This is a genomic window from Micromonospora sp. NPDC047074, from assembly GCF_040643815.1.
Classification (GTDB): Bacteria; Actinomycetota; Actinomycetes; order Mycobacteriales; family Micromonosporaceae; genus Micromonospora.
Window position 1 is genome coordinate 74,399 of the sequence record NZ_JBEYVB010000016.1, and the last position, 20,159, is coordinate 94,557.

The 20,159-nt window shown below is 71.6% G+C and carries 20 protein-coding genes; 3 read left to right on the forward strand and 17 right to left on the reverse strand.

Features of this window, described 5'->3' with window-relative positions; genetic code table 11:
- Window positions 1-9 precede the first annotated feature (9 nt).
- Window positions 10-966, reverse strand: a complete 957-nt coding sequence (locus ABZ809_RS20395; RefSeq protein WP_357564123.1) for an ArsR family transcriptional regulator — start codon at window positions 964-966, stop codon at window positions 10-12.
- Window positions 967-1,024: 58 nt separating this feature from the next.
- On the opposite strand from ABZ809_RS20395, the gene ABZ809_RS20400 reads away from it, so the two are divergent.
- Entirely contained in the window at window positions 1,025-2,209 is a 1,185-nt protein-coding gene (locus ABZ809_RS20400) for an MFS transporter (RefSeq protein WP_357564124.1), read from the forward strand.
- 15 nt (window positions 2,210-2,224) lie between these two features.
- Here the strand turns inward: ABZ809_RS20400 and ABZ809_RS20405 are convergent, their stop codons facing one another.
- Both ABZ809_RS20405 and murA read right to left on the reverse strand, forming a co-directional pair.
- Window positions 2,225-3,073, reverse strand: a complete 849-nt coding sequence (locus tag ABZ809_RS20405) for a 3-hydroxyacyl-CoA dehydrogenase family protein (RefSeq protein WP_357564125.1) — start codon at window positions 3,071-3,073, stop codon at window positions 2,225-2,227.
- Between the two features lie 89 nt (window positions 3,074-3,162).
- Window positions 3,163-4,605, reverse strand: coding sequence for a UDP-N-acetylglucosamine 1-carboxyvinyltransferase (gene murA / locus ABZ809_RS20410; protein WP_357564126.1), 1,443 nt, complete (start codon window positions 4,603-4,605; stop codon window positions 3,163-3,165).
- Between murA and ABZ809_RS20415 the strand changes: the two genes are divergently transcribed.
- Window positions 4,604-5,176 carry a cob(I)yrinic acid a,c-diamide adenosyltransferase gene (locus ABZ809_RS20415; RefSeq protein ID WP_357564127.1) on the forward strand — a complete coding sequence of 191 codons (573 nt, stop codon included), beginning with the start codon at window positions 4,604-4,606 and terminating at the stop codon, window positions 5,174-5,176. The two genes, murA and ABZ809_RS20415, sit on opposite strands and share 2 nt — an antisense overlap.
- A gap of 310 nt (window positions 5,177-5,486) precedes the next feature.
- Here ABZ809_RS20415 and ABZ809_RS20420 read toward each other — a convergent pair whose 3' ends face one another.
- The 13 genes from ABZ809_RS20420 to glyA all read right to left on the reverse strand — a co-directional run bounded on the left by ABZ809_RS20420 (window position 5,487) and on the right by glyA (window position 16,435).
- Window positions 5,487-5,942 carry a DUF2550 domain-containing protein gene (locus tag ABZ809_RS20420; protein WP_357564128.1) on the reverse strand — a complete coding sequence of 152 codons (456 nt, stop codon included), beginning with the start codon at window positions 5,940-5,942 and terminating at the stop codon, window positions 5,487-5,489.
- Between the two features lie 12 nt (window positions 5,943-5,954).
- Window positions 5,955-6,239, reverse strand: coding sequence for a F0F1 ATP synthase subunit epsilon (locus ABZ809_RS20425; protein WP_357564129.1), 285 nt, complete (start codon window positions 6,237-6,239; stop codon window positions 5,955-5,957).
- Window positions 6,240-6,328: 89 nt separating this feature from the next.
- Window positions 6,329-7,474 (reverse strand): LCP family protein, encoded by a 1,146-nt coding sequence (locus ABZ809_RS20430; RefSeq protein ID WP_357564130.1) that lies wholly within the window; start codon window positions 7,472-7,474, stop codon window positions 6,329-6,331.
- A gap of 213 nt (window positions 7,475-7,687) precedes the next feature.
- Window positions 7,688-9,127, reverse strand: coding sequence for a F0F1 ATP synthase subunit beta (gene atpD / locus ABZ809_RS20435; RefSeq protein WP_357564131.1), 1,440 nt, complete (start codon window positions 9,125-9,127; stop codon window positions 7,688-7,690).
- Window positions 9,127-10,056 (reverse strand): F0F1 ATP synthase subunit gamma, encoded by a 930-nt coding sequence (locus ABZ809_RS20440; RefSeq protein WP_357564132.1) that lies wholly within the window; start codon window positions 10,054-10,056, stop codon window positions 9,127-9,129. Before ABZ809_RS20440 ends, atpD begins: the two co-directional genes overlap by 1 nt.
- Window positions 10,057-10,066: 10 nt before the next feature.
- Window positions 10,067-11,722: a F0F1 ATP synthase subunit alpha gene (gene atpA, locus ABZ809_RS20445; protein WP_357564133.1), complete on the reverse strand. Its 1,656-nt coding sequence runs from the start codon at window positions 11,720-11,722 to the stop codon at window positions 10,067-10,069.
- A gap of 91 nt (window positions 11,723-11,813) precedes the next feature.
- Window positions 11,814-12,635 carry a F0F1 ATP synthase subunit delta gene (locus ABZ809_RS20450; RefSeq protein WP_357564134.1) on the reverse strand — a complete coding sequence of 274 codons (822 nt, stop codon included), beginning with the start codon at window positions 12,633-12,635 and terminating at the stop codon, window positions 11,814-11,816.
- Window positions 12,635-13,165, reverse strand: a complete 531-nt coding sequence (locus tag ABZ809_RS20455) for a F0F1 ATP synthase subunit B (protein ID WP_357564135.1) — start codon at window positions 13,163-13,165, stop codon at window positions 12,635-12,637. Before ABZ809_RS20455 ends, ABZ809_RS20450 begins: the two co-directional genes overlap by 1 nt.
- Window positions 13,166-13,196: 31 nt before the next feature.
- Window positions 13,197-13,418, reverse strand: coding sequence for an ATP synthase F0 subunit C (gene atpE / locus ABZ809_RS20460; protein ID WP_091289747.1), 222 nt, complete (start codon window positions 13,416-13,418; stop codon window positions 13,197-13,199).
- Window positions 13,419-13,511: 93 nt separating this feature from the next.
- On the reverse strand, window positions 13,512-14,333 hold the full coding sequence (atpB, locus tag ABZ809_RS20465; RefSeq protein ID WP_357564136.1) for a F0F1 ATP synthase subunit A: 822 nt from the start codon (window positions 14,331-14,333) through the stop codon (window positions 13,512-13,514).
- A complete protein-coding gene (locus tag ABZ809_RS20470) occupies window positions 14,334-14,555 on the reverse strand; it encodes a hypothetical protein (protein ID WP_357564137.1) in 222 nt (73 codons plus the stop codon).
- Between the two features lie 165 nt (window positions 14,556-14,720).
- Window positions 14,721-15,152 carry a hypothetical protein gene (locus tag ABZ809_RS20475; protein WP_357564138.1) on the reverse strand — a complete coding sequence of 144 codons (432 nt, stop codon included), beginning with the start codon at window positions 15,150-15,152 and terminating at the stop codon, window positions 14,721-14,723.
- Window positions 15,149-16,435, reverse strand: a complete 1,287-nt coding sequence (glyA, locus tag ABZ809_RS20480) for a serine hydroxymethyltransferase (protein WP_357564139.1) — start codon at window positions 16,433-16,435, stop codon at window positions 15,149-15,151. The genes ABZ809_RS20475 and glyA overlap by 4 nt, the downstream gene beginning before the upstream one ends.
- 35 nt (window positions 16,436-16,470) lie before the next feature.
- Here glyA and ABZ809_RS20485 point away from each other — a divergent pair, with 35 nt between their 5' ends.
- Window positions 16,471-17,964 carry an SDR family oxidoreductase gene (locus tag ABZ809_RS20485; protein ID WP_357564140.1) on the forward strand — a complete coding sequence of 498 codons (1,494 nt, stop codon included), beginning with the start codon at window positions 16,471-16,473 and terminating at the stop codon, window positions 17,962-17,964.
- A 57-nt stretch (window positions 17,965-18,021) separates the two neighbouring features.
- Here the strand turns inward: ABZ809_RS20485 and ABZ809_RS20490 are convergent, their stop codons facing one another.
- Entirely contained in the window at window positions 18,022-20,133 is a 2,112-nt protein-coding gene (locus ABZ809_RS20490) for a transglycosylase domain-containing protein (RefSeq protein WP_357564141.1), read from the reverse strand.
- Window positions 20,134-20,159 lie beyond the last annotated feature (26 nt).

Genomic DNA, 20,159 nt, shown 5'->3' on the forward strand with positions numbered 1-20,159 from the left:
GGGCCCCGGCTAACGGCTGGACGACGTGAGTGCGACGCCGAGCGGCGTACGCCAGTAGAGCACCTCGCGCCCGGACCGCCGCTTGCCGACGGCACCCGCGTCCAGCAGCACCCGCAGGTGGTCGCTGACCGTCCCGAGGGACAGCCCGGTCACCACCACGAGCTGCGAGGTGCACATCGGCGTGTCCAGCCTGGCCAGGATGTGGGCCCGGTTCGCGCCGATCAGCCGGGCGAGCCCGTCGGGTGCCGGTGAGGTCGGATCGACCAGGATGCCGCGCACCGGATACACCAGCCCGAACCGGGTCGGCCTGTCCCAGACCACCCAGCCGCGACGGCAGTGCGCCGGGAGGAAGACCAACTGCTCGGCCTCGTCCAGCGACAGCGGCGGCTCCGGGTAGTCGTTGACCTGGAGGCGCCCGTCGCCCAGCCAGCGCACGTTGCGGTTGAGGTCGGTGAACACCCCGGCCCAGCCGCCCGCGCTCAGTGCGGCGGTGCGGGCCACGATGTCCGCCCGGAGCCGGCGTTCCCGCTCCGGCCACTCCGGCTCGACGGTGTGCGTCCAGACCCAGCCGAGGAGGTCCACCACGTGCCCGGTGAGACCGTCCGCCAGCAACTCGGCGGCGAGCGGCTCCGGGCGGGTGGCACGCAGGTCGGCCCGGATCCGCTCGTCGGACAACCGTCCGACGGCAGCCAGCTCCGCCGCGAACGACGGCTCCGCTGCGGCGGGCGCGACGGTGAGGAAGTCCGCCATCCACCCGGGGTAGAACGAGGCGGGCAGCAGCGCCCGGGCCACCGGCCGACCGGCCAGCAGCCGTCGGAACGCCGCCACGTGCGGCTCCCGCCAGGCCCGCTGCCACGGGGTATGCGGGTTGTGCAGCGCGCGCAGCGCGGCGACCGTGTCGACCATCGGCGAGACCGTGAAGCGGCTGCGCGCGAGGAGATCCGACGGCACCTGCCAGACGGCCATGTTTCGCCTCCAGACGTAACTCTAGGGGATCCACCCGGTGCCCCAGACGATGGTGCCCGTGAGAACGTACGCAGATCTGTTCGCGGTCCGGGAGTTCCGCAACCTGTTCCTGGCGAACTGCGCGGGAATCGCGGCGCACACGACGTCGGCGCTGGCGCTGGGCTCGCTGACCTACGCGTCGACCGGCTCGGCGCTGCTCACCGCGCTGAGCATGTTCGGCGCACCGCTGGCCGGCATGCTCGGGAGCCTGACGTTGCTGTCGGCCGCGGACAGCCTGCCGCCCCGCCGGGCGCTGACCCTCGCCGCCGTGCTGGTCGCCGCCGGAGCGGCCCTCCAGGCCGTGCCCGGCCTGCCGCTGTGGGCCCGGTTCGCGATCATCTTCGCCGGCGCGTACGTCGGCTCGATCACATCCGGGGCCCGGTGGGCGCTGCTCACCGACATCCTGCCGGCCGACGCCTACGTGCTGGGCAGGTCCACCATGAACACGAGCGTCGGGGCGATGCAGATCGCCGGCTTCGGGCTGGGCGGCGTCCTGTTGGTCTGGCTGGACCCGTACGAGGTGTTCCTGCTCGCGGCGGTGCTGCGGGTGGTGGCGGCGGCGGTCGGGTGGTTCGGGATCTCGGAGCGCCCGGCCCGGACCACCGCCCGGACGACGGTCGGGCGCACGCTGCGGGTGAACCGGCAACTGTGGGCGGATCCCGGCCGCCGCTCGCTGCTGCTCAACCTGTGGCTGCCGCCCGGCCTGGTCGTCGGCTGCGAGGCGCTGTTCGTGCCGTACGCCGGGGACCGCGCCGGCTTCCTCTACGCCGCCGCGGCCCTCGGGATGCTGGCGGGCGACGTCGTGGTGGGACGGTTCCTGCCCCCGGGCCGGCGGGACCGGCTGGTCCCCGCCCTGCGGCTGCTGCTCGTCCTGCCCTACCTGGCCTTCGCGCTGTCGCCGGCGCTGCCGCTGGCCATGCTGGTCGCGGTCGTCGCCTCGGTGGGCTTCGCCGCCGGGCTGCCGTTGCAGGAGCGGCTGATCGTCCACTCGCCCGCGGAGAGCCGGGGTCAGGTGCTGGGCCTGCACCACAACGGGATGATGGCCGCGCAGGCGCTGTGTGCCGTGCTCGCCGGCACGGTCGCGGACCTGGTCCCGGCGAGCTGGGCCGTGGCGCTGCTCGCCGCGGCGGCGCTGGCGGCCACGCTGATGCTCACCGCCGGGCTGCGGCGGACCGCCCCCGCGCCGGTGGAGGCGGTCCGCTGAGCGGCCGGCTGCCCGTCAGTACGTGTAGAAGCCCTTGCCGCTCTTGCGGCCGAGGTCGCCCGCGGTGACCATGCGCTGGAGCAGCTCCGGGGGGAAGAACTTCGCGTCCGCGGTGTCGGTGTGGATGTTCTTCGAGGCGTGCATCAGCACGTCCACGCCGGTCAGGTCGGCGGTGGCCAGCGGACCCATGGCGTGGCCGAAGCCGAGCCGGCAGGCGGTGTCCAGGTCCTCGGCCGACACCACGCCCGCCTCGACCAGCTTGACCGCCTCGACGAGTAGCGCCGAGATCAGCCGGGTGGTGACGAAGCCCGCGATGTCGCGGTTGACCACCACGACGGTCTTGCCGATCTCCTCGGCGAACGTCTTCGCCGTGGCCAGCGTCGCGTCGCTGGTCTTGTAGCCGCGGACCAGCTCGCAGAGCTTCATCATCGGCACTGGCGAGAAGAAGTGCGTGCCGACGACCGCCTCCGGGCGCTCGGTCACCGCGGCGATCTGGGTCACCGGAATGGCCGAGGTGTTGGTGGCCAGCACCGCGTCGGACCTGCAGATCTTGTCCAGCGCCCGGAACACCTCGTGCTTGATCTCCAGTCGCTCGAAGACCGCCTCGACCACGATGTCCGCGTCGGCCGCCGCCTCCAGGTCGGTGGTCGGGGTGATCCGGCCGAGCGTCGCGTCGACGTCGGACGCCTGGATCCTGCCCTTCTCGGCGAACTTCTCCAGCGACTTCCGGATGGCTCCCATGCCCCGCCCGGTGGCCGCGTCGTCCAGGTCCCGCAGCGTCACCTGCCAGCCCGCCTGCGCCGCCACCTGGGCGATGCCCGAGCCCATCAGCCCGGCACCGACGACCGCGAGTCGACCCGCCATCTGCTCTCTCCCTCGCCAGTTGAGTGTCTGCCAGCACCCTAACCGGCGGCCCTGAACGACTGCTAAGGCCTGTCGCCGGGCGGCGGGACTCAGATGGTGAGGTCCGGCTCCTCCGGCGCGGTGCCCCGCTCCACCTCGACCCCGAGCGCGCGCAGGTCGGCGGCGAAGTCGGGATAGCCCCGGTCCACGTGGTGCACGTGGGACACCTCGGTGACCCCCTCCGCGCAGAGCCCGGCGATGATCAGCCCGGCCCCGGCCCGGATGTCGGTGGCACGCACGGGAGCGCCGGAGAGCGTCTCCCTGCCCCGGACCACCGCGTGGTGGCCGTCGGTCTTGATGTCCGCGCCCAGCCGCATCATCTCGTTGGCGAACATGAACCGCCCGTCGAAGATGTTCTCGGTGATCAGGGACGCCCCGTCGCTGACCGCGGCCAGCCCGATCGCCATCGGCAGCAGGTCGGTGGCGAAGCCCGGGTAGGGCAGCGTGACGACGTCCACCGCCTTCGGCCGGTCGTCCATCCGGATCCGGAACGCGTCGCCCCGGGTCTCCACCAGCCCTCCGGCGGAGACCAGCTTGTCGAGCGCGACCTCCAGGAACACCGGCTCCACCCCGGTCACCGTGACGTCCCCCCGGGTCATCGCCGCGCCGAAGGCCCAGGTGCCGGCCACGATGCGGTCCCCCACCGTGCCGTGCCGCACCGGCCGCAGCCCCGGTACGCCCTCGATGTGCAGGGTGGAGGTGCCGGCGCCGGAGATCCGGGCGCCCATCTGGTTCAGCATGGTGCAGATGTCGACGATCTCCGGCTCCCGGGCGGCGTTGTCGATGAGGCTGACCCCCTGGGCCAGCACCGCCGCCATGACCAGGTTCTCCGTCGCCCCGACGCTGGGGAAGTCGAGCACGATCTCCGCGCCGCGCAGGCCGTGCGGCGCCGACGCGATCACGAAGCCGTGCTCGCCGGATATCTCGGCACCCATCCGGGTGAGGCCGGAGATGTGCATGTCCAGGCCCCGCGAGCCGATGGCGTCCCCGCCGGGGTGGGCCACCCGCACGTGCCCACGGCGGGCCAGCAGCGGCCCCAGCACGCAGATCGAGGCGCGCAGCCGGCGTACGAGGTCGTAGTCCGCCTCGGCGCCGGGCTGGTCGGGCACGTCGATGACGACCGACCGGGACCGGGCCACCCCGCCGTACGCGACCATCGGGTCGACCGGATCGTCGGCTTCGAAGTGCACGCCGCAGCCGAGCCGGCGGAGCACCTCGCCCATGATCGCGATGTCGGTGATCCGTGGCACGTTGGTGATCACGCTGCGCCCCGGCGCGAGCAGTGCGGCCGCCATCAGCTTCAGCGCCGAGTTCTTGGCGCCGACGACGTGCACCGTGCCGGCCAGGCGGGCGTCACCGCGCACCCGGATGACGTCGACGTCGCCGATCGCCGGATCACCGGCGTCGCCGGGGCCCACCCCCGCCGGCCGGACGGCGGTGCCGCCCGGGCGCTCCGGGATCGTCAGGTCCGGTATCCGTAGGCTGTGCGTCATGGCCGTCCACCTCACGCGCATCTACACCAAGGCCGGCGATGCCGGCATGACCAGGCTGAGCAACAACGAGCAGGTACCGAAGACCGATCCGCGCATCTCCGCGTACGCGGATGTCGACGAGTGCAACGCCGCGATCGGCGTGGCGCTCGCCCTGGGGCAGCTCGACGACGAACTGCGGGCCGTCCTGGCCTCGATCCAGAACGACATGTTCGACGTGGGCGCCGACCTGGCGACCCCCGTCGAGCCGGACCCGAAGTACCCGCCGCTGCGGGTCACCGAGGAGTACGTCGAGCGTCTGGAGGGCTGGTGCGACGAGTACAACGCACGCCTGAGCAAGCTCGACTCCTTCATCCTCCCCGGCGGCACCGCGGGTGCGGCGCTGCTGCACGTGGCGCGGACAGTCGCCCGGCGCGCGGAGCGGGCAGCATGGGCCCTGGTCACGCATGACCCGGATCGGACCAGCGCGCTCCCGGCAAAGTATCTCAACCGGCTTTCCGATCTGCTCTTTATCCTGTCAAGAACGGCGAATCCGGACGGAGATGTGCTATGGGTGCCGGGCGGCACCCGCTGACCACCCGGCGGGCGTGCCCGCCAGTGGCTCCGGTGGGCGCGCTGCACCACGTCGAGGCCTGGATGCCCGATCTGGCCGCTGCTATGCATGGCCGCGGGTCGGCTGCTCGGCGGGCTGGGCTGGACGCCGGACAACCAGGGCTACGAGATGGAACCGGTCGCTTCCCGGAACCGGCGACGAGGCGAGTCTCCGTGCCTTCGACGAAACCGCGACACGGAGAGGGTTCCGCCGGCGCCCACTCGCGGAGGGATCAAGCCTGACCGCCCGGAGCGAGTGGGCTCCGGCGCAAGCCCCGGCAGCGAGGCGAGGGTCAGGCGGCCGGCCAGTCCTGGGAGGCCAGACGTGGCGAGGCCGCCCCCGGAGGGGCGGCCTCGAGCCAGGAGAGGAACCCGGTGACGGTGGACCGGGCCATGGCGATCTCCACCGGAGCGTGGTCGCTCGTACAGCGGAGGATGACCCAGTCGGCGGGCATGGAGAGGCGCTCCTGCCCCTCGGGCAGGCGGCGGCGCTCGACCGCCAGCCCCTTGCGGGAGAGCACCCGGGTGGGTCGGATGGCGAAGCTGAACATCCGGTACCAGCGGAGTTGGTCGCCGACGAAGCGGCCGAAGCCGGGCGACCAGCCTCGGCCGTCGAGCATCGTCGACGTCCGGACGCCGAGCCGGATGATGCCCCCGCTACGGGTGACGACGGCCCGCCGGACGAAGAGGATCAGGAGTGCGCCGAGGACGACGGCAACGCCGATTCCGATCCCTTCGACGATCTCCATCGGCGTTTCGGCTCAGCGACTCTGCGCGGCGGCAGCCGGGGTGGCGCTCTCGGCGAGGACGGTGACGCCGTCGCCGGTGACCGACAGGAAACCGCCGGCTACGTCGTAGGAGACCTGCTCGCCACCGGCCAGCTTGATACGCACCTGGCCGGGCTCGGCAAGCTGGCCGAGCAGGGGCGCGTGCCCCGCCAGCACACCCAGCTCGCCCTCGGTCGTGCGGGCGACGACCATTTCGGCCTCGCCGGACCAGACCTTCTCCTCGACGGCTACGAGCTCGACGTGAAGCTGCTTTGCCACGCTGTCTCCTTGCTGCGGCGGCGGATTGTCGAAAGTCTAGTCGGGCCGCCTGACCGCCCCCAACGCGGGTGGCGAGACCTGCGCCACGGCTATTTCGACTTGTTCTGGAAGTCAGGGTGCTCCACCAGGAACGCGTCCAGTTGTTCCTTCTGCAGCGCGGCGAAGAAGTCGTCCACGGCCGGCTGGAACTTCTCGCCCTGGTACTTCCCGTTCTCCATGATCGAGCCGCCCGGCAGCTTGATCATCTGAATCGTCTCCGGGCGGATGTTCTTCAGCGCCAGCCCGAAGTCGACCACGCTGTTGCCGCGACCGCTGAAGATCAGCGACTCCCCGGCCGCCCGCAGCACCCGGTCCAGCTTGATCGGGTTGGTCACCACGTCGGCGCTGAGCGCCTGGCCCGCCATGGCCTTGACGAACTGCTGCTGGTGCCGCTGCCGGCCGTAGTCGCCGTCCGGGACCCCGTTCTTCGGGTAGCGCTGACGGACGTAGTCGAGCGCCTGCCAGCCGCTGAGGTGCTGGTTGCCCTTCTTGTAGACCGCCTGGGGGCCGACGTAGCCCTCGCCGTTCGGGTTGCCCTTGCGGTGCTTGCCGCTCGGCTCGCGGTGCTCGGAGCGCACGTCACGCTCGATGTACATGTCGACGCCGCCCATCGCGTCGACGATCTTCCGGAAACCGTTGAAGTTGATGATCGCGCCGGCGTCGAAGCGCGTGATGCCGGTGACGTTCTGCACCGTCGTCGCCAGCAGTTCGAAGCCCCGGGCCGCGTCCGGGTTGCCGCCGCCGGGCACCCGGCTGCCGTACGACATCGCCGCGTTGAGCTTGTCGGTGCCCCCGTTGAACTCCGCCCGGCTGAACTTGGGGATCTCCACGAGCAGGTCACGGGGCATCGAGAAGAGGTAGGCCCGGTCCAGCTCGGCCGGCACGTGCAGCACCATGACCGAGTCGGCCAGCGGCGGGGTCTCCGGGTTGCGCGGGTCGATGCCGACCAACAGGATGTTGAGCGGGCCCTTGATGTCGCTCTTGCGCTCCTTCGCGCCGGCCGCCTGGTCGCCGAAGAGGTCAGCCTTCCCGACGGCGCCCTCGTAACGGGCCATCAGCGCCTCGGCCCCGGCCAGCACCACGCCGCTGAGCAGCATCAGGACGGCACCGAACACGGTGCAGACCCGGGCCCAGCGCGGCACCCCCGACCACCTGGACGGCTTGCGACCGCCCTTGCCGGCCTTACCCACGATCATCTCCGTTCGTCACGCCCACGATCAGGAGACGGGCGCACGCAGCCGATTGATTGCACAGGTCGACGCCCACGCGGTGCGTGGGCGGATCGACGGTACCTCGGGTGCGGCATGATCGCCGAGCACGCGGAACCGGACAACGGCGATCATAGGGCCCCAAAATGAACGAAAGGCCATCCCGGCATTGCCGGGATGGCCTTTCGTGGGGCCGACAGGTCAGCCCTTCATCAGCTCCGCTGCCTTGCGCTCCAGGTCCTCCAGACCACCGCACATGAAGAAGGCCTGCTCGGGGAAGTGGTCGTACTCGCCCTCGCTGATCTTCTTGAAGGCCTCGATGGTCTCCTGGATCGGGACCGTCGAGCCCGGCACGCCGGTGAACTGCTCCGCCGCGTAGGTGTTCTGCGACAGGAAGCGCTCGATCCGCCGCGCGCGCTGCACGGTGATCTTGTCTTCCTCGGAGAGCTCCTCGATACCGAGGATGGCGATGATGTCCTGCAGGTCCTTGTACTTCTGCAGGATCCGCTTCACCTCGGTCGCCACCGCGAAGTGCTCGGCGCCGACGAACTCCGGGGCGAGGATCCGGGACGAGGACGCCAGCGGGTCCACGGCCGGGTAGATGCCCTTGTCGGAGATCGACCGCTCCAGGTTGGTGGTCGCGTCGAGGTGGGCGAACGTGGTGGCCGGGGCGGGGTCGGTGTAGTCGTCCGCCGGCACGTAGATCGCCTGCATCGAGGTGATGGCCTGGCCCCGGACGGAGGTGATCCGCTCCTGGAGCTCGCCCATCTCGTCGGCCAGGGTCGGCTGGTAGCCCACCGCGCTCGGCATCCGGCCGAGCAGGGTGGAGACCTCCGAACCGGCCTGGGTGAAGCGGAAGATGTTGTCGATGAAGAGCAGCACCTCCTGCTTCTTCACGTCGCGGAAGTACTCCGCCATGGTCAGCGCCGAGAGGGCGACCCGCAGCCGGGTGCCCGGCGGCTCGTCCATCTGGCCGTAGACCAGCGCGGTCTTGTCGATGACGCCGGACTCGGTCATCTCGGCGATGAGGTCGTTGCCCTCACGGGTGCGCTCACCCACGCCGGCGAAGACCGAGGTACCACCGAAGTTCCGGGCGACACGGGTGATCATCTCCTGGATGAGCACCGTCTTGCCCACGCCGGCGCCGCCGAACAGGCCGATCTTGCCGCCCTTGACGTACGGGGCGAGCAGGTCGATGACCTTGATGCCGGTCTCCAGCATCTCGGTCTTCGGCTCCAGGTCCGCGAAGGCCGGGGCCTTGCGGTGGATGCCCCAGTGGTCGTCGGGCTGGAGCGTCTCGCCCTCGGTGAGGTTGAGGCACTCGCCGATCGCGTTGAACACGTGGCCCTTGACCGTGTCACCCACCGGCACGGTGATCGGCGAGCCGGTGTCGCGCACCTCGGTACCGCGGACCAGGCCGTCGGTCGGCTGCATCGAGATGGCGCGGACCATGTTGTCACCCAGGTGCTGGGCGACCTCCAGGGTCAGCGTCTTCTCGCCGCCGGAGAGCGTCACGTCCACGTGCAGGGCGTTGAACAGGGCCGGCATGACGTCGCGCGGGAACTCGGCGTCGACGACCGGGCCGATGACCCGGACCACGCGCCCCGTGGCCGTCTTGGTCTCAACTGCGGATACAGTCATCACACTTCACTTCCCGACGCGGCCAGCGCGTTCGCGCCGCCGACGATCTCGCTGATCTCCTGGGTGATGCCGGCCTGGCGGGCCGAGTTCATCTCACGCGTGTACTTCTCGATCATCTCTTCGGCGTTGTCGGTGGCGCTCTTCATCGCCCGCCGCCGGGCCGCCGACTCGCTCGCCGCCGACTCCAGCAACGCCGCGTAGATCCGCGTGTTGATGTACTTCGGCAGCAGCGCGTCGAGCAGCGCCTCCGCGTCCGGCTCGAAGTCGTACGCCGGCAGCACGCCCTCGGACCGGGGCCGGTCCTCCACCTGCATCGGGCCGATGACCCGGGTGACCGGGGTCTGGGTCATCAGGGAGTGGAACTCGGTGTAGACGATGTGCAGCTCGTCCACCCCGCGCACCCCGTCCGCCCCCGGGCCGCCGTCGACGTCGTCCGCGCCGGCGGTGAACGCCTTGATCAGCGTCTCACCCACGGTGCGGGCGTCGGCGAACGTCGGCTGCTCCGAGAACCCGGTCCAGTTGGCCTCGATCGGCCGGTCCCGGAACCGGAAGAACCCGACGCCCTTGCGCCCGATGACGTAGAGCACGGGCTCCTTGCCGTCGGCCCGGAGCCGGGCGATCAGCGACTCGGCCATCTTGATCGCGTTGGAGCTGTAACCGCCGGCGAGGCCACGGTCGGAGGTGACCAGCAGGACGCCCGCCCGCCGCACCTGCGGGCGCGGGGTGAGCAACGGGTGGTCGATCCGCGCGTTGGACGCCAGCGCCGTGAGCACACCGGTGACGGCCTGGGCGTACGGCAGGGACGCCTCCACCCGGGCCTGGGCCTTGGCGATCCGGCTCGTCGCCACGAGCTCCATCGCCTTGGTGATCTTCTTCATCCCCTTCGCCGAGCGGATCCGCTGGCGAAGAACGCGTACCTGGGCCGCCATGGATCAGCCCTTACCGGTTCTCGGCCGGGCCGTCGCCCGCGCCGTCCCGGAAGCGGGTCACCGTCTCGCGGTTCTCCTCGCCCTCCAGCGGCGCGGCCGGGGCCTCGTTGATCCGCCGCTCGTCTTCCTTGCCGAGGAAGATCTGCTTGAAGTCGGCGATCGCGGCGTCGAGCGAGCCGACGATGTCGTCGTTCCACTGGTTGTCGGCGATGCCGGCCAGTACGCCCTCGTGCTTGTGGCGCAGGTACTGGAGGAACTCCGACTCGAAGCGGCGGACCTCGCCGACCGGGATGTCGTCGAGCTTGCCCTCGGTGCCGGCCCAGACCGAGACGACCTGCTCCTGCACCGGGTACGGCGAGTAGTTCGACTGCTTGAGCAGCTCCACCAGGCGGGAACCGCGGTCGAGCTGGGCCCGGGAGGCCTTGTCCAGGTCGGAGGCGAAGGCGGCGAACGCCTCCAGCTCGCGGTACTGGGCCAGGTTGAGCCGCAGCGAACCGGCGACCTTCCGCATCGGCTTCACCTGCGCGGCGCCACCGACCCGGGAGACCGAGGTGCCGACGTTGATGGCCGGCCGGACGCCCTGGTTGAACAGGTCGGTCTCCAGGAAGATCTGGCCGTCGGTGATGGAGATGACGTTGGTCGGGATGAAGGCCGAGATGTCGTTGGCCTTCGTCTCGATGATCGGCAGGCCGGTCATCGAGCCGCCACCCAGCTCGTCGGAGAGCTTCGCGCAGCGCTCCAGCAGGCGGGAGTGCAGGTAGAAGACGTCACCCGGGTACGCCTCGCGGCCCGGCGGGCGACGCAGCAGCAGGGACACGGCGCGGTACGCCTCGGCCTGCTTGCTCAGGTCGTCGAAGACGATCAGGACGTGCTTGCCGCCGTACATCCAGTGCTGCCCGATGGACGAGCCGGTGTAGGGGGCGAGGTACTTGAAGCCGGCCGGGTCGGAGGCCGGGGAGGCGACGATGGTCGTGTACTCCATCGCGCCCGCCTCCTCCAGGACGCCCTTGATCGAGGCGACCGTGGAGGCCTTCTGGCCGATGGCGACGTAGATGCAGCGGACCTGCTTCTTCGGGTCGCCGGAGCGCCAGTTGTCCCGCTGGTTGAGGATGGTGTCCAGCGCGACGGTGGTCTTGCCGGTCTTCCGGTCGCCGATGATCAGCTGACGCTGGCCACGGCCGATCGGGGTCATGGCGTCGACGGCCTTGAGGCCGGTCTGCAGCGGCTCGTCGACCGACTGCCGGGCCATCACGTTCGGGGCCTGGAGCTCCAGCTCGCGGAAGCCCTCGTTGGCGATGTCGCCGAGCCCGTCGATCGGCTGGCCGAGCGCGTTGACCACGCGGCCGAGGAAGGCGTCGCCGACCGGCACGGAGAGCACCCGGCCGGTGCGCTTGACGCGCTGCCCCTCTTCGAGCTTGGCGGAGTCACCGAGAACGACGACACCGATCTCCCGGACGTCGAGGTTCAGCGCCACACCCAGGGTGCCGTCCTCGAACTCCAGCAGCTCGTTGGTCATGGTCGAGGGGAGACCCTCGACGTGGGCGATGCCGTCACCGGTGTCGGCGACGGTACCGACCTCCTCGCGGGAGAGTTCGGACGAGTAGGAGGAGACGTAGCGCTCCAGGGCGCCGCGGATCTCCTCCGTCGAGATGGTCAGCTCGGCCATCCTCTGCTTCCTTAAGTATCAGGGGCCCGGGATACCTAGTACCGACCGGTCCGAATGGCGTCTTTTCACAGGCGCTGAGCGGCAGGGCCGCCTAACGCTTCGCGAGCGCGTTACGGCTCTCGTTGAGGCGGCGCAGGACGGTGCCGTCGTACAGGTCGGAACCGACCCGCACGCTCACGCCACCGAGAACTCCGGGGTCCACCGTCTGCTTGACGGAAACCTCTCGACCGTATATCGCGGAAAGGCTCGCACCCAACCGGCGCTCGTCCTCTTCACTCAACGGGGCCGCGGCGGTCACGTACGCCACCTGCCGGTCCCGCCGGTCGGCGGCGAGCTCGACCAGCCGGGTGAGCGCCCCGGTGAAGGAGCGTCCCCCGAACCCGCTCAGCGCCGCCTCGACGAGGCTGACGGTGACCGGGCGGGCCTTGCCGGCGAGCAGCTCGCGGGCCAGGCCGGCCCGCTGCCCGATCGGGGCGATCGGGTCGGCCAGCGCGTTGGAGAGCGCGGGCTGACCGGCGACCACCTGACCGAAGCGGAACAGCTCGTCCTCGACCTCACCGAGGTCGCCGGCGGAGTCGGCGCTGGCCAGCAGCGCCTCCACCCCGATCCGCTCGGCCCCGTCGAGCAGCTCCGACGGCGCCGACCAGCGGCCGGACACCAGCGCGGTGAGCAGGTCCAGCGCCTCGGCGCCGACCTTGCCACGCAGCAGCCCGTCGAGCAGGGCGCTGCGGTCCGCACCCGAGCGGGCCGGGTCGGAGAGCGCCCGGCGCAGCCGCGGCTCGCGCCGCAGCAGGTCGGCGACGGAGAGGATGTCGGCGGCGGTGGTGGCCACCGCCGACGGCTCCGCGCCGCGGACGTACGCGTCGAGGCGCTCGGCCGCGACCTTGTACGACTCCCGGCTGGCGGCCTGCATCAGCGGGCCCCCGCGCTCTCGAGGTTGCTCAGGAACCGGTCGACGGTGCCCTTGCGGCGGGCCTCGTCGGCGAGGGACTCACCGACGATCTTGCTGGCCAGGTCGACCGCGATCGTGCCGACCTCCGTGCGCAGCTCGCGCACGATGGTGGCCCGCTCGGCGGCGAGCTGCTCCTTGCCGGCCGCGATGATCCGGTCGGACTCCTCCCGCGCCTTGGCGAGGATGTCCTGGCGGATGCCCTCGGCGTCGGCCCGGGCGTCGTCCCGGATCCGGGCCGCCTCGTTACGCACCTCGGCGAGCTGGGTCCGGTACTGCTCCAGCAGCTGGTTCGCCTCGGCCTGGGCGGCCTCGGCGCGCTTGAGCCCACCCTCGATCGCGTCGACCCGTGCCTGGTACATCGCCTCCATGCGGGGCATGACGAACTTCAGCAGGACGAAGCAGAGCAGGGCGAAGGCGATCGTCCCGATGACCATCTCCTGCCAGATGGGCAGGATCGGGTTGTGCTCGACGCCTTCTGCGGCGATGAACATGTCAGACCTCCGGGTCGGGAGAGAGCTCTCGTCAGACTGCGAAGGCGAGCACCAGGCCGAAGAGCGCGAGCGCCTCGACCAGAGCGAAGCCCAGGACCAGCCAGGTGCGGTTGTAGCCGGCGGACTCCGGCTGGCGGGCGCTCGACTGGATGTAGGCCGCGAAGACCAGGGCGACGCCGATACCGGGGCCGATGGCGGCGAGGCCGTAGCCGATGGTGTTGACGCTGCCCTCGATGGCGGCAAGAACAGTCATTGCGGGTATTCCTCCTGTTCGACGCGTGAGGTTTCACGCGTACGCGGGTCGGTACCAGAAGCTTGGTCGGGCCGGGTGGCCCGCCGAGCCCGATCAGTGCTCGTCGGCGAGCGAACTTCCGATGTAGTTCGCGCTCAGCGTGACGAAGACGTAGGCCTGCAGCACGGCGACCAGGACCTCGAAGAAGGCCATCACGATCGCCATCAGGAAGGAGAAGACCGAGGTCACCTGGATGAACAGGCTGCTCGAGTTGAGCATCACGAAGCCGCCGACGGTGAAGACCAGCAGGAGCAGGTGGCCGGCGAACAGGTTGGCGAAGAGCCGCAGCGCCAGGGTGACCGGGCGGACGATGAACGTCTGCAGGAACTCGATCGGGATCAGCAGGATGTGCATGGGCCACGGCACGCCCGGGATGATCAGGCTCATCTTGAGGTACTTGCCGAGGCCGTGCTTGCGGGCGCCGAGGTAGAGGTACATCACGTAGGAGATCGCCGCGAGCACGATCGGGAAGGCGATGTGCGAGTTCGGCGAGATCTGCAGGCCGGGCACGATGCTGAAGAGATTGGTCAGCACGATGAAGCTGAACAGCACCGTGAAGTAGGGCGCGAACCGGATGCCGGCGGCGCCCATCTGCTCCTTGGCGATGTTGTCCCGGACCAGGCCGTAGACCGACTCCGCGTACCACTGGGCCTTGCCGGGGACCAGCTTGGGCTTCCGGTAGGCGAGCATGAAGAAGATGATCAGCAACGCCACCGCGAGCCAGATCATGATCCCGAACTTGGTGACCCAGGGGCCAGCCACGTCCGGCGGGTAGAAATCTCCGACGCTGGGGGGCCAGGGAAGCCCCTCTGCGGCGACGAGCTGTCCACTCACCGTGTCATCCTCCGCACTCGACAGACCCGCGCGTGCTGGCACTCAAGCACTGAGCCTCTTCATGATCAGGTAAATCGCTCCGGCCGCGCCGAAGATCATGCCGAGGGCGACCCCGACGCCGGTTCGCAGATCGAGAAGCCGCTCCGCCAACCACCCGAGGAAGCCCCACACCACGATGCCGGCGAGGAGGTAGCCCAGAACGGCCCCTGCCGCGCCTTCCGACGAGTGTTCGTCGGACCTGCGGGGGTGTGGGTCTTCGGCCATGACGTGGCGAACAATATCAGCAGGGACGCGCGGGAGTGTGCGGCACCCCCCACACTGCGAAACAGCGTGCGGGCCATGGCGCGGGCGCGAAAGTCGTTGGTCAGGTTACTCCCGTGCGGCCCGCCGCGGCAGCCCGAAATGCCGGACGCAGATCCGACAACACGCTCACTCATCGCGTCGCTCGAAGGTGGGCAGTGGCGTACGCAGGGCCCAGCCCAGGTGGGCGCCCGTCCAGACCACCACGGCAGCGATGATCGCCACACCCATGTCCGGCAGACCGGGCCAGCCGGTGGCCGCCACGGCGGCCATCGCCACCCCGAGCACCACGATCTTCGTGGCGTAGGTGACCAGCCCCACCGACATGATCATCCGAGGGTTGACGGCGTCGGCCCAGGCCACCGAGAGCCCGGAGACCAGGTAGCTGGCGACGACCAGCGCGATCCCGGCGGCCACCCCGGCCGCGCCGGTGGGCCCCCGCAGCACCGCCGCGACCGGGACCCCGACCAGCGCGAGCACCGCGCAGGCCAGTAGCGGCAGGCGCAGGTGCGGCAGCCGGGCCCGGATGGCGCCCGGCTCGCCCGCGCGTGGCTCGGTCATCGGGGGTACGCCGGGAAGGCGGCGGCCAGCTCGGCGACCTCGCCGGCGATCCCGGCGAGGGTGCCGGTGCCCCCGGGGGCGGCCGGATCGGTGCGCACGGCGCGGGCGATCAGTGCCGCGACGTGCCGCATCTCCGGCTCGCGCATGCCCTGGGTGGTGACGCTCGGGGTGCCCACCCGGATGCCGGAGGCGACCACCGGCGGCTGCGGGTCGTACGGGATCGCGTTCTTGTTCAGGGTGACGGTGGCGGCGTCGCAGCGCGCCTCGGCGTCGGCGCCGGTGACCCCGACCTCGCGCAGGTCGACCAGGGCGAGGTGGGTGTCGGTGCCCCCGGAGACCGGCCGCATCCCCTCGTCGGCCAGCCCGGCGGCGAGCGCCCGGGCGTTGGCCACCACCCGCTCGGCGTAGGTCTGGAACTCGGGCTGGGCGGCCTCGCGCAGGGCGACCGCCTTGGCCGCCACGGCGTGCATCAGCGGGCCGCCCTGGGTGAACGGGAAGACGGCCTTGTCGATGCGCTGGGCCAGCGACTCCCGGCAGAGGATCATGCCGCCGCGCGGCCCGCGCAGCACCTTGTGCGTGGTGAGGCAGACGACGTCGGCGTGCGGCACCGGCGACGGGATGGCCTTCCCGGCGACCAGCCCGATGAAGTGCGCCGCGTCGACCATCAGGTACGCCCCGACCTCGTCGGCGATCTCGCGGAACCGCGGAAAGTCGATCAACCGGGGATACGCCGTGGCCCCGCAAATGATCATCTTGGGGCGATGCGCCCGAGCGAGATCCCGCACCTCGTCGTAGTCGATCAGCTCGGTGTCCCGTCGGACCGTGTAGCCGACGGTGTGGAACCACCGGCCGGAGAAGTTCACCCGGCTGCCGTGGGTGAGGTGGCCGCCGTGCGGCAGGTCCATCGCGAGCACCGTGTCCCCCGGCTGCACCAGCGCCGCGTACGCGGCCAGGTTCGCGCTCGCGCCCGAGTGCGGCTGGAGGTTGGCGTGCTCGGCGCCGAAGAGGTCCTTCGCCCGGGCGATGCCGATCTCCTCGGCCCGGTCGACCTCGGCGCAGCCGCCGTAGTAGCGCCGGCCCGGGTAGCCCTCGGCGTACTTGTTGGTCAGGGTCGAGCCGAGCGCCGCCAGCACCGCGGGCGAGGTGAGGTTCTCGCTGGCGATCAGTTGCAGGCCGCCCCGGAGGCGGCCCAGCTCGCCGAGCACCACTTCGGCTATCTCCGGATCGGTCGTGCGGAGCTGGTCGAAGTCCGGCCCCCAGAAGGTGCTCGTCTCAGTAGCCACGACGTCAGAGTCTATTGGGCCGCACACTGGAGGCCGTGAGATGCCTGGTCACCGGAGCGACGGGTTACATCGGCGGGCGGCTCGCGCCCCGCCTGCTGGCCGAGGGACACGCGGTGCGCTGCCTGGCCCGCCACGCCGGCCGGCTGCGGGACGTGCCGTGGGCCGCGCGGGCCGAGATCGCCGAGGGCGACCTGCGCAGGCCGGAGACGCTGCCGGCCGCCTTCGCGGGCGTCGACGTCGCGTACTACCTGGTGCACTCGCTCGGCCAGGCCGGCTTCGAGACCGCCGACCGGGAGGCCGCCACCGGGTTCGCGGCGGCGGCGCGCGCCGCGGGCGTACGCCGGATCGTCTACCTGGGCGGGCCGGAGCCGGCGGCGGACCGGGAGGTCCCGTCGGCGCACCTGCGCTCCCGGGCCGAGGTGGGCCGGATCCTGCTCGACAGCGGGGTGCCGACGGTGGTGCTGCGGGCCGCGGTGATCATCGGCTCGGGGTCGGCCTCGTTCGAGATGCTGCGCTACCTGACGGAGCGGCTGCCGGCCATGGTCACCCCGCGCTGGGTCCGCAACCGGATCCAGCCGATCGCCGTCCGGGACGTGCTGCGCTACCTGACCGGCTGCGCGAGCCTGCCGCCGGAGGTCAACCGCGCCTTCGACATCGGCGGGCCGGACGTCCTCACCTTCGAGGACATGATGCGGCGGTACGCGCGGGTGGCCGGGCTGAGCCGACGGGTCATCCTGCCGGTCCGGCCGCTCACGCCGACGCTCTCCTCGTACTGGGTCGGCCTGGTCACCCCGGTGCCGAACGCGATCGCCCGGCCGCTGGTGGAGAGCCTGGTCCACGAGGCCGTCGCCCACGAGCACGACATCGCGGCACACGTCCCGGACCCGCCGGAGGGGCTGACCGGCTTCGACCAGGCGGTGGCGCTGGCCCTGCGGAAGGTCCGCGACGGCGAGGTGGAGACCCGGTGGTCGACCGCGAGCGGCCCCGACGCGCCGGCCGAACCGCTGCCCAGCGACCCGGAGTGGTCCGGCGGGACCGCCTACACCGACGTGCGCGAACGGGTGGTGCACGCCCCACCGGACGCCCTCTGGCGGGTCGTCGAGGGGGTCGGCGGTGAGCACGGCTGGTACTCGTTCCCGCTGGCCTGGTCGGTCCGGGGCTGGCTGGACCGGCTGATCGGCGGCGTGGGGCTGCGCCGTGGCCGGCGCGACCCGCACCGCCTCCGGGTCGGCGAGGCGCTGGACTTCTGGCGGGTGGAGGAGGTCGTGCCGGGCGAGCTGCTGCGGCTGCGCGCCGAGATGCGGCTGCCCGGCCGCGCCTGGCTGGAGATGCGGGTGCTCCCGCTGGACGGCGACCGCAGCCGCTACCACCAGCGGGCGGTGTTCCTGCCGCGCGGGCTGTCCGGGCACGCCTACTGGGGCGGGGTCGCGCCGTTCCACGCGGTGGTCTTCGGCGGGATGGCCCGCAACATCGCCCGGCAGGCCGAGCAGGAGGCCCGGCGGCTCGCCATCGGAGGCGGGCCCCGCTGACCCGGTAGGCGGCTCGGTTCGCCGCCGCGGGCCCCGGTCGCCCGCCCGGCAGGCGGCTCAGTTGCCGCCGCGGGTGCCGGTGACCCGGAAGGCGGCCCCCTCGCTGGGCGGCACGAAGTCGCGGACCGGCTCGTCGCGCAGCGCGAAGGAGAGCACCTCGCCCACCGCCTCGACCAGCTGACCCTGCACCCGCTGGCCGACCGCGTCGCGCGGATCGTCGGGGTTGGTGGCGATCGACGCGACCGCCAGCTGCGGGGTGAAGGCGACCACGGTCTCCGTCGCGTACCCGTCGGAGCTGCCGGTCTTGCCCGCCACCGGCCGGCCGACCTGCCGGCGCAGCCCTTCGGCGGTCCCGCCGTCGCACTCCCGGTACATCGACTGGTCGCCGACCGGGCAGCGGGCCACGTCAGCCGCCGCCCGGGCCACGTCCGCGTCGACGGCCTGCCGGCAGTTCGGCTGGCCGGCGTTCACCCTGCGGCCGGCCGCGTCCGCGATCGAGACGACCGGCAGCGGCGCGCACCACCGGCCCTCGGCCGCCACCGCCGCGTACGCGCCGGCCAGGTCGAGCGGGGTGGTGGCGGAGACACCGAGGGTGAACGGCCCCCACTCGCGCGCACCGTGGCGGGCCAGCCGGGCGTCGGACTCGGCCCGGAAGACGATCCCGAGCCGTTCGGCCATCTCCACCACCCGGTCCGCGCCGACCCGCTCCGTCAGCCGGGCGAAGTACGTGTTGACCGACTCGCCGAAGGCCGTCCACATGGTGTGCTCGCCGGCCATCGACTCGCGGGCGTTCCTCGGGCACCAGTACCCGTCGCAGCTCGCCGCCCCGGACGCCGAATACTCGGTCACGAGCCGATCCGGCGCGTCGTACTCCGTGCTCAGCGGCAGCCCGGACTCCACCGCGGCCAGCACGGTGAAGAGTTTGAACGTGGAGCCGGCCTGGTAGCCCTCGATCGCCCCGCCCCCGGCGACCAACTGGTTGACCGTGTTCGGGTGGGTCTTCTGCCCGCGCGGGTTGGCGGCCACGCCGTAGGTCCGGTTCACCGCCATGGCGAGCACCCGGCCCGTGCCGGGCTGGACCACCGCCGTCGGCGCCGCCTGGCGGTCGTCCACCGAGTAGATCCGGCGCACCTGCTCGTTGGTGGCGCGCTGCACCGCCGGGTCGAGCGAGGAGACGATCGAGAAGCCGCCCCGGCGCAGCGCGAGCTGCCGCTCGTCGACCGTCGCGCCGAACGCCGGCTGGGCGTTCCACCAGCGGGTGAACCAGTCGCAGAAGAAGCCCCAGTCGTTGTGCGCCGCCGGGACCGCCGTGCAGTCGTTCGGCGTCTGGCTGGGGCGCAGCTTCAACTGCTCGGCCCGGGCCCGGTCCGCCGCCTCGGCGGGGACCTTGTCGGTCTCCACCAGCCGGTCCAGCACGTGCGCCCGGCGGGCGAGCGCCGCGTCCGCGTCGCCGTTGATCGGGTCGTCGGTGTGCGGGGAGCGGACCAGGCCGGCCAGCAGCGCCGCCTCAGCGAGGGTGAGTTCGGCCGGCGGCTTCGAGAAGTAGCGCCGGCTCGCGGCGGCCACCCCGTACGCGCCCGCCCCGAAGTAGGCGATGTTCAGGTAGCGGGCGAGGATCTCGTCCTTGCTCAGCTCCCGCTCCAGGGCCAGCGCGTACCGCATCTCCTGGATCTTGCGCGCGGTGGTCAGCTCGGTGGCCGCGGCGCGCTGCCGCTCGCTGAGCCGGGGGTCGTTGCTGAGCACGTTGCGGACGTACTGCATGGTCAGCGTGGACGCGCCCTGCCGGGTCTCCCCCGACCCCTGGTTCACCGTGAAGGCCCGCACCGCGCCGCGCATGTCGACCCCGCTGTGCTCGTGGAACCGGACGTCCTCGGCGGCGATGATCGCCTGCCGCATGACCGGCGCCACCTCGGCCAGCGGCACGTCCACCCGGTCCTCCTGGTAGAAGGAGGTGATCAGGGTGGTGCCGTCGCTGGCGTAGAGGTTCGAGCGCTGGGCCGTGGGCGGCGTGCGCAGCGAGTTCGGCAGTTCCGAGTACGGCGCGGCGAGCGCCGAGAACCCGATCCCGAAGACCAGCGCGGCCGGGAGGGCCGCCACCGCCAGCGCCAGCCCGGCGAGTGCGCCGGCGAGCAGCACGGTGAACAGTTTGTCGAGGCGTGCCCGGGTCATCAGCTCTCCCCGCAGGAGCCGGTCAG